The organism is Nocardia sp. NPDC058640 (assembly GCF_042716995.1).
GTDB lineage: Bacteria > Actinomycetota > Actinomycetes > Mycobacteriales > Mycobacteriaceae > Nocardia.
In genome coordinates this window covers 206280-219021 of the sequence record NZ_JBHXRG010000005.1, presented here as the reverse complement: position 1 = coordinate 219021, position 12742 = coordinate 206280, and the positions used below count along the sequence as shown (strand labels likewise).

Sequence of the window (12742 nt, the reverse complement as noted above, 5' to 3'; positions counted from 1 at the left end):
CCCCCTCATCCCCTGTGACGAATCTACACCGCGACCGCACTGGCCGCCGCCCGGTAGGCTCGCAGGTGATTACTCCCCTAGACTATGGGTATAGAGCGATTTCGCCGGTCGGGATGCACTTCGCGGGACACATGATGAAGGGTGCGGGGGTTGACGACTGCGACCGCAATGCTCGGTGTGCACATGACCGGTTCCGAATGGTTCGGTGCCACACCGGGCGGACTGAACCGGTATTTCACCGATCTGTACCGCGCTGTGGCGCGCCGCCCGGAGCTGGCGGTGACCGCGTCCGCGTTCGGCCCCGCCGACGACGCGAGCGCCCGATCATGGGGGCCGACGGGCGGTTCCACCCTGCACCGCGCCCGCACCGCGCTGCTCGCCCGCCACGAACTGTCCCCCGGCACCGTCGTGGACCGGCACTTCTGCCTGTACGGCCCGGTCGCGCGCACCGCGACGTCGAAGCTGCCGCTGGTGGTCCACTTCCACGGCCCGTGGGCGCAGGAGAGCGCGATGGCGGGCGAGTCCGCGCGGGCGGTGCGCGCCAAGTACCTGTTCGAACGACTGCGCTACCGCGGCGCCGACCGGTTCATCGTGCTGTCGCAGCACTTCGGTGACGTCCTCGAACGCGACTATCACGTTCCCGCCGAACGGATTTCGATCATCGCTCCCGGCGTAGACCTGCACCGGTTCCGCGCCGCACCCCTGGATACCACCGCCGCGACCCGGACCGTGCTGTGCGTGCGCAGGCTCGAGCGGCGCATGGGCATCGACATGCTGTTGCGCGCGTGGCCGCAGGTGCTGGCCGCGCACCCCGACGCCCGCCTGGTCGTGGTCGGCACCGGCACCGCCGAAGCGGAGTTGCGCGCCGCGGCGGCAACCCTGCGCGACACCGTCGATTTCATCGGCCGGGTCAGCGACGACCAGCTCACCCAGCTCTACGCCGAAGCCACGGTCTCGGTGGTTCCCACGCTCGCGCTGGAAGGGTTCGGCCTGATCGCCCTGGAGTCGCTGGCCGCGGGCCGACCGCCGATCGTCACCGACTGCGGCGGACTGCCCGACGCGGTGCGCGGTCTGGACCCCACGCTCGTGGTCCCCGCCGGCGAGCCCGATGCCCTGGCCGCCCGCTTGGTCACCGCGCTGAACGGCACCGTCCCGGATCCCGACGCCTGCCGAGCGCACGCGGAAACCTTCACCTGGGATGTCGCCGCGGCCCGGCACGCGGACCTGTATCGGACGCTGCGATGACCACGGCCGTGTTCCTCGCGCACACCGCCGCACCGTCGGGCGCCGAACTGGCCACGCTGCGCCTGCTGGACGCCCTGCGCGCGACCGGCCGCTACCGGGTCACCATGATCTACACCGAAGACGGCCCGATGGTGGCCCGCATGCGGGCACGCGACATCGAAACCCTGGTCGTGCGAGGGCAATTCGACTCACGCGCGATGCGCATCGGCACCGGCGTGCTCGGCCTGCTCACCGGCTTCCTCGCCCTGCTGCGACTGGGCTGGAATGTCGGCGCGGCGGTGAAATCCGCCGGTGCCGATGTCGTGGTCGCCGAGAGCACCAAGGCCCTGGTTCTGGGCGCGGTGGCCGCCCGCCGCGCCCGCGTCCCCCTGGTGTGGCAGGTCCACGACCGCGTCTCCCCCGACTACTTCGGTCGAATTCCCGCGATGGCCATCCGCGCGCTGGCCCGACTCGCGTGCCGCGGCCAGCTGGCCAACAGCCACGCCACCGCCACCACCCTGCCCGACCTACCCACCGCGATCGCCTACCCCGGCGTGGAACTGCCTGTCACACAAACAGATCCGCGCACCCGGCCGGCAGCCGAAGCGGTGGTTGTCGTCGTCGGCAGGCTCAGCCCGTGGAAAGGCCAGGACGTGTTCCTGCACGCCGTCGCGGCACTGACCGTGCGCCCCGCGCGGGTGATGCTGGTGGGCGGCACCTTCTTCGGCGAGGAACCGTACCGCGCACAGCTGGAGAAACTCGCGGCCGAACTGGGCGTACCGGTCGAGTTCACCGGCCACGTCGACGATCCCTCCGAATACCTCACTACCGCGGACATTCTCGTGCACTGCTCGGTGCTGCCCGAACCGTTCGGGCAGGTCGTGGTCGAAGGCATGGCGGCGGGTTGCGCGGTGATCGCCGCGACACCGGGTGGCCCGGCCGAGATCATCGACACCGGCGTCCACGGCCTGCTCGTGCCCGGCGGCGACGTCGGCGCCCTCACCGCCGCCTTGGAAACCCTGCTCGACGACCCGGCCGCCCGCGCACGCCTGGCCCGCGCGGGCCGGGACCGCGCTCGCGACTTCGACATCCACGCCAGCGCCCGCACCGTCGCCGACTTCCTCGACACCATGGTGACCCGCGGTGACTGAGCACGACCGCTACCTGGCCACTGTCACCACCGACGTCTTCCCGCACGTGCAAGCCGTGCCACGCCAGTCCGGCGCGCACCGTCGCCCCGACGACGAGCGCGGCTCCGGCGGCGGCGGCAAGCACGTCAAGTCCAGTCCGCTGGCGGTGTTGCGCGATATCGGCTTCGTCAGCTTCGGCAAGTACGGGCAGTACCTGGTCACGTTCATCACCGTGCCGCTGATCGCCCGCGTGCTCGGCGCGCACGGCCTCGGACTGCTCGCGATGGCGATGTCGGCCTACTTCATCGGCTCGCTGATCGTGGACCTGGGCATCACGTCGTTCATGGCGGCACGCGTGCCCGACGCCGAGGAAAGTCACGGTGCGGGTGCGCGTTTCGCCGCGATCAACCAGTTGCGCGGCGACTACCTCGCCGTGCGCGTCACGCTGCTGCTGGTACTCGGCCTGGCGCTGGGGGCAGGGCTGGCTTTCGGTGTCCCCGAGCCGGTGCAGATGATCCTGCTGGGCCTGTTCGCGGGCGGTTTCTGGTCGATGTCGGAGGACTGGCTGCTGATCGGCCAGGGCCGTTTCGGCGCGTCGACCGCCTACCAGGGCATCGGCCGACTCGGCTACCTCGCCCTGCTGGTCGGTGTGCTGCCACGGATGCCGAGCGCCCAGGTCGCGGTGCTGTGCCTGCTGGTCTCGTCGATCCCCACGGTCGTGGCGACCTGGATCGACACCTCCCGACGCTACGGCGCACCGTCGCGACCCAGCGATGTGCGCGAGCTGTTGCGCACGGGCGCACCGGTTTTCGCCTCCCGCCTGCTGATCACCACCTACGGCCAGGGCGCCGCCGCGATCTACTCGGTGGTCCTGAACGCGGCAGCGCTTGGCCTGTACTCCGCGGGCGACCGCCTCGTGCGCGCGCTGCAATCACTGCTGGACCCCATCGGTTTCGCGCTGCTGCCCCGCATGGCCCGGCGCAGCGGCGACGCCAACTTCTGGCGCGACAGCATGCGTGTGCTGGCGGCCTGTGTGGCGCTGGCGTCGCTGGTCAGCGCGCTGGTGTGGGTGACAGCGCCCTGGCTGATCGAAGTGATCTTCGGCACCGAATTTCTCAGTGCCACCGCACTGTTGCGGATCGAGATCCTGATCCTGCCCGCCACCACGGTCACCTCGTTCGTCACCACCGCCATCCTGCCGGTGCGCCAGGACACCTTCGGGGTACTGACCGGCGCGGTGATCGGCACCGTGATCGCGGCCTGCGCGCTGGGCCTCACGTTCCACACCCGCTCGGTACATACTCTGGTCTACGGCAGCGTGCTGGTCGAATACACCGTGGCTGCTTGGTATCTCGCGCGGGTCAGGATGCTGGTCCTGCGCGACCGGCGTAACAAGGATCCGCACGCATGAGAATTCTGTTCATCGGCGACGACTGGCTCGGCAGCAACGCCCGCTCGCTGGCCGACGGTTTCCGCCAGGCCGGCCACGAAGTGCTCGTGATCGACTCCACCGCGATCACCCTGCCGACCCGGTTGTCGCCACCGTGGATCTACGCCAAAGCGCGCGGCGACCGGGCCCCGTGGCAGGTGCGCGCATTACACGAGCGAATCGAACGTAGCGCCGCGGCCTTCGATCCCGATATGGTGTTCGTGTTCAAGGGAATCCATCTCGACCAGCGCAGACTGCTCGATCTGCCCGGCGCGCTGCACGTGCACTACAGCGCCGACGATGTGGCGAACCCGGAAAACCTCACCCCCGCCTACCTCGCGCACGAAGCCCAGTGGGATCTGGTGGTCACCACCAAACGCCACAATGTGCCCGAGCTGACCGCCCGTGGTGCGCGCGCCGTCGGTTTCGTGCGCAGTGCCTACGACCCCGCGTGGCACCACCCCACCGCGCGCCGCGAGGGCCGCGACTTTCTCGTCGGCTTCATCGGCGTGTGCCGACCCGACCGACGCACCGCCATGGTCGACCTGGCGAAACGGTACGGCGATCGGATGCTCGTGCGCGGCCCCGGCTGGCGCCGAGTTCCCGAGCTGCGGGCCACCGGCGCGCACGTGGGCGGTGCCGTCTACGGCGCCCAGTACTCGGCCGCGGTGGCCCAGGTCCGCGCGAACCTGGTGCTGTTGAACTCCGACAACCGCGACACCCACACCTGCCGCACCTTCGAAGTGCCCGCTGCCGGTGGCCTTTTCGTCGGCGAACGCACCGACGAGCACGCCGAACTGCTCGACGACACCACCGAATGCTTCCTGTTCTCCGACACCGACGAACTGCACGACATCCTCGATCGGTGTGCGGCCGAACCCGACAAGGTCGCCGCGGTGGCCGACGCCGGACACCGCCGCGTGCTGGCCGACGGGCACCGCTACGTGGATCGGGCGCGCGAGATCGTGGCGCTGGCACAGGAGGTGCGGCCCTGACCGGTTACGCCACCGTCTCCGCCGTCGCCGCCGCGCTGCTGGTCATCGCGGTGGCCGCGCTGTGGGTTCCCGGCGTGGCCCGGGTGTTCCTGGTCGCGCAGGCCCTGTTCTGGTCGCTGTCGTATGTCGCGCGACCGCTGGTGCTGATGACCGTGCAGCCCGTTCCGCACTTCGGCGACAACGTGCCCGACCCGCGCCTGGCCGACCTGGGCTACGACCGCGGGATCGCGTTGGCATTGCAGCATGTTGTGTTCGGGCTGTGGGTGTACGCGGGACTTGTTGTCGCCTATGCGATCTGGTCGCACCGCCGACCGCTGCGTCGGCCCGCGGCCCTGGACGACGCGGATTTCGTACCGGCTCTGCTGGCGCTGTACATCATCGGCATGCTCGGCCGGATCGCGAGCAAGGCCACGGGCACCGCGGGCACCGCCGGTGAAGTCGGCAGCGCCAACCCGCTGCTGGCGTTCCTCGCGGTCCCGGCCTCGATCGCCGCGATCGGCCTGATCATCTTCTTGCGCCCGCCCGACCCGCGCCGCACCGCGATCATGCTCGCGGCACTGCTGGTCGGCGAACTGTGGTGGTCCTCGGCGGTGCAGTCCAAGACCCCGATCCTGGGCGCCGCGCTGGCACTGGCCATCCGGTTCTCGATGATCGGCTGGAACCGGCGCACCGCGCTGGGCGTGGCGGGCATCGGTGTGCTCGGCGTGATCGGCTTCGGCTGGTTGCAGTCGTTCAAGTCCACCGGCACCGCCGCCCGCGACGCCGCGTCGGTGGATTCGATCTACCCCGACAACGTGCAACCGTTCCTGAGCATCCTGCGCCGATTCGACCTACTCGAAGCCGCGACCGACGCCCTGTTCTACGGTCCCGGCGGCTGGCTGGCCCCGTCGGAGGTGGTCCAGCACTCGACGCTGAGCCTGATCCCGGCACCGCTGCTGGGCCTCGAGAAATTCCAATCAGGCACGGCCTGGGCCAACCAGGTACGCGGCGCCTCGGTGGATATGAGCACGGTGACGGTCTCGCTGGCCGAGGGCAATTTCAACGAAGGCTACGTGCTGGGCGGCTACGCCGGGGTGGTGATCTGCGCGCTGTTCACCTTCGCGCTGTTGCTGGCCTGGTCGTATTCGCTGTATTCGCGGTGGTTTCCGGTGGTCGTGCTCGGTTTGGCGATCACCGGCGCCTCGACGCTGTTCGAGCGCGGAATTCTGGGCAGTATGGAAAATATCGGCAAATTCATGCAGACCGCCGTGCTGGCGTGGCTGGTGTATCTGGTCGTCGAAGAGTTCCGGCGCACCGAATCATGTGTAGTACCAGGGGAAATGGAGTCCCAGCGATGGGTTTGATCGATATCTGGCGCATTGTTCGACAGCGATGGCTGTTGATCGTGGCCGTGGTGCTGGTATGCACGGGGGCCGCGTGGGCCTATGCGACCACGGTGCCGAGCACGTACTCCGCGTCGAGTTCGATGTATGTGTCGATGGCGACCGGCACCTCGGTCAACGACTCGTATCAGGGCGGTCTGGCCGCTCAACAGCGCGTGCGGTCCTACCTCGACCTGGCGGCCTCGACCACGGTCGCGGCCAGGGTGGTCGACGAGAAGGGTTTGCAGATCACGCCGGAGCAGATGCGCGCGAAGATCACCGCCAGCTCACCGCCCGCGACCTCGGTGATCATGATCGCGGTGGAGGACTCCTCCCCCACCGGTGCCCGCGATCTCACCGATTCCGCGGTGTCGCAGTTCCGCAAACTCGTCGACGAGCTCGAGTCGATCCAGCGCGACGCCGCGCCCGCGGCCCGGGTCGCCGTGGTCGATCGCGCGCAGGTGCCCAGCACACCGCTGGGTCCGCAACCGGGCAGGTTCGTGCTGCTCGGGCTGATCGCGGGCCTGATGCTGGGTGCGGGTGCGGCGTTGCTGCGCGAACGCACCGACCGGTCGCTGCGCACACCCGACGCGGTCGCGCGCGCGCTGCCGGTTCCGGTGTTGGGCGTGATCGATGCGGGCAGGCCCGCGGCCGCGGGTGAGACGCGCCGGTTGCGCAGCCGCTTGCTGCAGCACGACCCGGCCAAGTCCGTGCAGTTGACGAGCCTGTCGCCGCGCTCGGAGCCCGATGTCGCGATGGCACTTGCCCGTTCGCTGGCCGACAGCGAACATCACGTGGTGCTCGTGGACGCCGATACCAGCGGCGGCGGCAGCTCCAAGTTCATCACCAGCGACAGCCCCGGGCTGGCCGCGGTATTGCGCGGCACCCTGCCGGTGGCCAAGGCGCTGACGCCGTGGTCGGAGACCGGGATCGCGTTCCTGCCGGTGGGTGCGTCGGATCAGCAGACCCCCGACCTGCTGGCCTCGGGTCGGTTCGCCGAACTGCTCACCGATCTGGCGTCGCGTTTCGACCATGTCATCGTGGAGACCGCGCCGGTCACCGTCGCCGCGGACGCGCTCGGCGTGGCACCCCTGTGCGACGCGACCGTGGGCGTGGTCGAACTGGGTGCGCTGTCGGGGCCCGGATTGCGTGGTGCGCTGGCGACGTTGGGCACCGCGAAACTCACCGGTGTGGTCGTGTACAGCAAGCCGTCGGCGGGGCTGACCCGATTCCTGGAGCGGCTGCCGGTATGAGCGAGGAGTCGGTAGGTCGTCGGCGGCTGCTGGCCGCCACTTTCGGTGCCGCGGCGGTGCTGCCGCTGGCCGCGGCGTGCGCCGCCGAGCCCGAACCCGGGGCGGAATTCCGCTCACCGCACGTCAGCGATACCCCCGCGGCCCGCAATGTGCGGGATTTCGGTGCCGTGGGCGACGGCAAGGCCGACGACACCGCGGCCATCGCCGCGGCCGCGGGCGCCAGAGATCGACCGGTGGTCCTGTACTTCCCCGCGGGCACCTATCGGGTCCGCTCCTGGCCCGAGATGCCCGACTACGCCACCGTTCTCGGCGACGGCGGCGATGCCAGCGTGATCTTCTGCGAAGACGACATCACGCTGATCCACCTGGACAAGCGCAGCCGGGTTCGGTTCTCCCGCATAGGTTTCTACCTCACCGGACCGCGCGCCACCTGTTTCGTGCTGTCGGAGTGCTTCCGCTGCTCGTTCGACGGGGTGGTGATCCGCGGTAATCACCTCAGCGACAACCACCCTCGGTACCTGGCCCAGCGCGGCGTGGTGCTGGACCGCAATACCGGCGGCACCGCGTTCATCAACTGCGATATCAACAATTTCGGCGTCGGCCTGGAAACGCAGTGCATCCAGAACTACGTCACCTCGTCGAAATTCACCAGCAATTACGTGGGCGTGCTCGGCACCGGCAACGACCACAATGCCGGTCTGGCACTGACCAATACCGAATTCGTGTCCGATCGTGATCCGCGCACCACCGACCGGCACATCCTGATCGACGGCGCGGCCAACGACTGGTGGCTGACCAATATCTGGTTCGAGGGCGCCGACATCGCGGTCTCGGTGGGCACCAAGGGCAAGGGCGGACCCGCCCAGTTCGGCATGGTCAACTGCAAGGTGGCGGCCCGCTCGGTCGGCATCGACCTGGTGTACTGCAGGCAGCCGTACCTGGCCAATGTGGTCTTCGACCAGGAATCCGACCGTCCCGCAACGGAATTGCGCATCGACCCCGCCGACTGCGCCGAGGGCACCGCGATCAACCTCATCTCCGGCACCGCCGACGATCTGCGGGCCGGCGTGTTCCCCGACGGGTGGCAGGTGATCGGGCGCAGCGGAATGCGCACCTCACGATTCACCGGCACGGTGATCACCAGGGCAGGCCAGGGCGACGCCGACCTGTTCCAGGCCCAGGGCAACGACGGCGCGGTGCGCTCGGCCGTATTGTCCAGTGGCGCTTGGTTATCCGATCACGCCGAAGCGGGTGTGGTGCTCAAGGATCCCGCGGGCGGGTTCTGGCGCCTGGTGGTCGGCACCGACGGGGCGTTGCGCACCGTGTCCATGGGCAAGCAACGGCCGCGACGATGAGCACGTCCTACGCTTCGGCGCGGATCGGACCGGTCCGCTTACACGGCGCGACCGTGCTGCTTCGCCCACCGAGGTTCGACGATTACGCGCAGTGGCGGCGGATTCGGCTGCGTGATCGCGCGATGCTGGAACCGTACTGGTTCAGCTCGCCGCTGTCGTGGGAGCAACGGCATACGCCCGCGAGCTGGGTGCACGAATGCCTCAGTGCGGCAGCCGAATCCGCGGCGGGTCGCCGGGTGGGCATGGTGCTCGAGATCGACGGACGGTTCGCCGGGCAGATCGAACTGGTCGGCATCGACCAGCACGCGCGGTCCGCGGAAATGAGCGTGTGGGTCGATACCGAGATCGGCCGCCGCGGGGTCACCGGCTACGCGGGGTCGATGCTGCTGGACTACGGGTTCGACACGGTCGGCCTGGAACGGATCACGGCTCCGATCGCGGTGACCAATGCCGATGCGCGCCGCGCGGTGCGCAAGCACTGGCAGTGCGAGGCGGTGATGACGCGGTACTTCGACGCGGGTGGTGCCAGGGTCGACCACGAATTGTGGGCGGTGACGCGGGATCGGATACCGCCGGGTGGGTTCGCGGCCGATTGGTTGGCGGGGTATCTGGCCGCGCATCCGGCATCGACGGCGACGGCGACGGCGACGGCGCACGATCTCGCGGCAGCGAGCGACCCGGGCAACTCGGGCAACTCGGGCAACTCGGTCGACAGGCACGACGCGACGTCCTCCGACGGGCACAACGCGCTGTCCTCCAACATGCGGGGCGCGCCGTCCTCCGACGCGAACGGCCCAGCGACCGACGACGGCAGCCGCACGATCGCCCGGTCGGTGATCCTGCGCGCCTTGGCCAGGCGTCTGATCGGCAGGTTGCGCCATGTCGCCGACCCGATCCACCGCTCGCAAACGGTCGCCTTACATGACGAAGAACGCGCGGTGACCGTACGCACCTGGCGCCGAACGGATTTCGCCGGCGACGTGGGCGCACCGCTACCACCCTCGACCCGCCGCCCCGCGATGCGATTGCGCACGATCCGGACGTGGTGGCAGTCCTTCACCGCATCCCGCGCGGGAATCCGCAGCGCGCACGGCCTGCTGTTCGCCGTCGAACACCGCGGCCGCTACGTCGGCTACTGCCGCCTGTTCGACCAGGACATGTTCGACCACAATGTCCGTGCGGCGGTAGAGGTTTCGCCGTCCAGCGACCCCGGCGTCGCGACCACCGCACTGCGCATGCTGATCACGTACGCCATCGAGCAACGCGGTATCTGGCGGGTCGCGTGCGCGATCCCCGCCACCGACGCGACCGCGGCGGCGGTAGCGCTGGCGGCCGGGTTGCGCCACGAGGGCACCCTGCACCGATTCCGTGGCAGCGACGGCACTTTCACCGATCACGACCTGTGGGCGTTGTGCACCGCACCAGATTCTGTCGACGCCGGAGGGGCACCCGCATGACCGAGCATCACGGTTTCGGCCGCAGCAACGACCTGCAGGACCGCCTGCACGACCTGGTCCCCGGCGGCGCCCACACCTACGCCCGCGGCGCCGACCAGTACCCCGAGGGCATGGCCCCGATCCTGGTGCGCGGCAACGGCGCTCACGTCTGGGACGCCGACGGCAATCGCTATGTCGAGTACGGGATGGGCTTGCGTGCGGTCACCCTCGGGCACGGGTACGCCCCGGTGCTGGCCGCGGTGACCGCCGCGATCGCCGACGGTGTCAGCTTCAGCAGGCCTACCGAGCTGGAATTGCTCGCCGCACAGGACTTCCTGGCGCTGGTGCCCGGCGCCGATATGGTGAAATTCGCCAAGAACGGCTCCGATGCCACCACCGCCGCGGTGCGCCTGGCCAGGGCGGTCACCGGCCGGACCACCGTCGCGATCTGCGATCAGCCGTTCTTCTCCGTGGACGACTGGTTCATCGGCACCACCGAGATGGCGGCGGGCATCCCGGCCGTGGACACGGTGAAATTCCCGTACAACGACCTCGACGCGCTGGCGGCTGCGCTGGCGCACGGCACCGTGGCCGCGGTGTTCATGGAAGCCGCGACCGCCATGGCCGAGCCACTGCCCGGATACCTGGAAGGTGTTCGCGCACTGTGTGATCGATATGGCACGCTGCTGGTGTTCGACGAGATGATCACCGGCTTCCGCTGGGCCGCGGGCGGTGCTCAGTCCGTCTACGGGGTGACACCGGACCTGTCGTGCTGGGGCAAGGCGATGGGCAACGGGTTTCCTTTGTCCGCGCTCGCGGGCAAGCGCGAGTACATGGAACGCGGCGGCCTGCGCACCGATGAGGATCGCGTGTTCCTGCTCTCGACCACCCACGGCCCCGAAACCTCCGCCCTGGCCGCGTTCCGCGCGGTGGTGCACGCCTATCGCACGCAGGACCCGGTGGCGCGCATGGAACAGGCCGGTCGCACCCTCGCCGACGGCGTCAACAAGATCGCCGCCGACCTCGGCATCGCCGATTTCCTCCAGGTGCGCGGCCGACCCTCCTGCCTGATCTACCGCACCCTCGACGCCGAAGGTGCACCGTCGCAAGCCTTTCGGACGCTGTTCATCCAGGAACTGCTGGTTCGCGGCGTACTGGGCCAGTCGTTCGTCACCTCCGCCGCCCACGACGACGACGCGATCGCGACCACGATCGCCGCCTGCGCCGAGGCGGCACAGGTCTACGCCCGCGCGATCGAGCGCGGCACCGTGCACGGGCTGCTACGCGGCCGCCCCGTCGCCCCCGCGCTGCGTCGCACCGCCGCACCCCGACAGATCGAAACGAGCACCCGCGCATGACCCGTGTCGCCATCGTCCACGAACGTTTCACCGAGTTCGGCGGCTCCGAGGCCGTGGTCGGCCAGTTCGTCGAAACCTGGCCGCAGGCACAGGTTTTCGCGCCGATCGTCGCCCCCGGCGGCGTGCGTGAACCCGTGCGCGATGTTCACGACACCTGGCTCAGCAAGGCCCACGACCTCACCGGCGGCAGGCACGCACCCCTGCTCCCCCTCGTGCCACGCGCACTACGCCGAATGCCGTTGCGCGACTTCGACGTTGTGGTGATCAGCCATCACGCGTTCGCCACCCAGGCCGCCCTGGCCACCGACGCACCCGTGGTCGCCTACGTGCACTCCCCCGCTCGCTGGGCGTGGGACCGCGAGTTCCGTGCCCAGGAAGCCGGCGGACGCGCGGGCCAACTCGCCCTGGGCGCCCTGGGCACGCTGGCTCGCCGGGGCGAACTGCGCGCCGCGCCGCGCCTGACGCACGTCATCGCCAACTCCCACGCCGTGGCGCAGCGCGTCACCGACTGGTGGGGACTGCCCGCGTCGGTGGTCAACCCGCCCGTGCAGGTCAGCCGCTTCACCCCCGACTCATCCGTGCCGCGTGAGGACTTCTTCCTGTACGCGGGCAGGCTTGTGCCGTACAAGCGCGCCGACCTGGCCATTCGCGCCGCCCAGCTGGCCGGGGTCCGCCTGGTCGTGCTGGGCGAGGGCCGCTTCCGCGCCCAACTCGACCAGATCGCGGGCCCGGAAACCACGTTCCTCGGCGCCACCTCCGGCGATCTGCTGCAGGACATGTACCGGCGCTGCCAGGCCCTGCTCATGCCCGGCATCGAGGATTTCGGCATCGTCCCGGTGGAAGCCATGGCCTGCGGCACCCCGGTGCTGGCTGTGGGCGCGGGTGGCGCCCTGGACACCGTGCGCCCCGGCGTCACCGGCGAATACGTGCCGGCCGGTTCCGATGACGAGGTCGTGGCGGCACTGGCGCAGGTGATGCGCGACTTCCGTTCGCAGACCTACGATCCCGCCAAGGTCCGCGATCACGCCATGACCTTCGCGCCGGAGGTGTTCCGCGCGAAGATGGCGGGAACCGTCAGCGACGTCCTGTCCGCACGGTAGCGACAAGTTGTCTGCAACTCGCGGTTACTGAAAGTATCTGTCACACATACCCTTTGACCTGCGACAACAGGTGACAAACCCCACACGGTCACAGACACCTG

The 12742-nt window shown here is 69.4% G+C and carries 10 protein-coding genes; all 10 read left to right on the top strand.

The genetic code is table 11. The features are described 5' to 3' along the window. The first annotated feature begins 183 nt into the window (after positions 1–183). The 10 genes from ACFWU5_RS10315 to ACFWU5_RS10270 all read left to right on the top strand — a co-directional run bounded on the left by ACFWU5_RS10315 (position 184) and on the right by ACFWU5_RS10270 (position 12641). Positions 184–1245, top strand: a complete 1062-nt coding sequence (locus ACFWU5_RS10315) for a glycosyltransferase family 4 protein (RefSeq protein ID WP_379266874.1) — start codon at positions 184–186, stop codon at positions 1243–1245. Then, positions 1242–2375 (top strand): glycosyltransferase family 4 protein, encoded by a 1134-nt coding sequence (locus ACFWU5_RS10310; RefSeq protein ID WP_379266873.1) that lies wholly within the window; start codon positions 1242–1244, stop codon positions 2373–2375. Before ACFWU5_RS10315 ends, ACFWU5_RS10310 begins: the two co-directional genes overlap by 4 nt. 139 nt (positions 2376–2514) lie before the next feature. Beyond that, positions 2515–3765 (top strand): oligosaccharide flippase family protein, encoded by a 1251-nt coding sequence (locus tag ACFWU5_RS10305; protein ID WP_379266917.1) that lies wholly within the window; start codon positions 2515–2517, stop codon positions 3763–3765. Beyond that, positions 3762–4778 (top strand): glycosyltransferase, encoded by a 1017-nt coding sequence (locus ACFWU5_RS10300; protein WP_379266872.1) that lies wholly within the window; start codon positions 3762–3764, stop codon positions 4776–4778. Before ACFWU5_RS10305 ends, ACFWU5_RS10300 begins: the two co-directional genes overlap by 4 nt. A gap of 50 nt (positions 4779–4828) precedes the next feature. Continuing rightward, positions 4829–6121 (top strand): hypothetical protein, encoded by a 1293-nt coding sequence (locus tag ACFWU5_RS10295; protein ID WP_379266871.1) that lies wholly within the window; start codon positions 4829–4831, stop codon positions 6119–6121. Next, positions 6112–7392, top strand: a complete 1281-nt coding sequence (locus ACFWU5_RS10290; protein WP_379241752.1) for a Wzz/FepE/Etk N-terminal domain-containing protein — start codon at positions 6112–6114, stop codon at positions 7390–7392. The genes ACFWU5_RS10295 and ACFWU5_RS10290 overlap by 10 nt, the downstream gene beginning before the upstream one ends. Then, positions 7389–8747 (top strand): glycosyl hydrolase family 28-related protein, encoded by a 1359-nt coding sequence (locus ACFWU5_RS10285; protein ID WP_379241751.1) that lies wholly within the window; start codon positions 7389–7391, stop codon positions 8745–8747. Before ACFWU5_RS10290 ends, ACFWU5_RS10285 begins: the two co-directional genes overlap by 4 nt. After that, on the top strand, positions 8744–10204 hold the full coding sequence (locus ACFWU5_RS10280; protein ID WP_379266870.1) for a GNAT family N-acetyltransferase: 1461 nt from the start codon (positions 8744–8746) through the stop codon (positions 10202–10204). Before ACFWU5_RS10285 ends, ACFWU5_RS10280 begins: the two co-directional genes overlap by 4 nt. Continuing rightward, the gene (locus ACFWU5_RS10275; protein WP_379266869.1) at positions 10201–11541 is read left to right on the top strand and encodes a glutamate-1-semialdehyde 2,1-aminomutase; all 1341 of its coding nucleotides are present in this window, start codon (positions 10201–10203) and stop codon (positions 11539–11541) included. Before ACFWU5_RS10280 ends, ACFWU5_RS10275 begins: the two co-directional genes overlap by 4 nt. Further along, entirely contained in the window at positions 11538–12641 is a 1104-nt protein-coding gene (locus tag ACFWU5_RS10270; protein ID WP_379266868.1) for a glycosyltransferase, read from the top strand. Before ACFWU5_RS10275 ends, ACFWU5_RS10270 begins: the two co-directional genes overlap by 4 nt. The last annotated feature ends 101 nt before the right edge of the window (positions 12642–12742 follow it).

Coding starts and splice junctions, on each gene's coding strand:
- ACFWU5_RS10315 (WP_379266874.1), top strand. CDS start 184: ATGACCGGTTCCGAATGGTTCGGTGCCACACCGGGCGGACTGAACCGG.
- ACFWU5_RS10310 (WP_379266873.1), top strand. CDS start 1,242: ATGACCACGGCCGTGTTCCTCGCGCACACCGCCGCACCGTCGGGCGCC.
- ACFWU5_RS10300 (WP_379266872.1), top strand. CDS start 3,762: ATGAGAATTCTGTTCATCGGCGACGACTGGCTCGGCAGCAACGCCCGC.
- ACFWU5_RS10290 (WP_379241752.1), top strand. CDS start 6,112: ATGGGTTTGATCGATATCTGGCGCATTGTTCGACAGCGATGGCTGTTG.
- ACFWU5_RS10285 (WP_379241751.1), top strand. CDS start 7,389: ATGAGCGAGGAGTCGGTAGGTCGTCGGCGGCTGCTGGCCGCCACTTTC.
- ACFWU5_RS10280 (WP_379266870.1), top strand. CDS start 8,744: ATGAGCACGTCCTACGCTTCGGCGCGGATCGGACCGGTCCGCTTACAC.
- ACFWU5_RS10275 (WP_379266869.1), top strand. CDS start 10,201: ATGACCGAGCATCACGGTTTCGGCCGCAGCAACGACCTGCAGGACCGC.
- ACFWU5_RS10270 (WP_379266868.1), top strand. CDS start 11,538: ATGACCCGTGTCGCCATCGTCCACGAACGTTTCACCGAGTTCGGCGGC.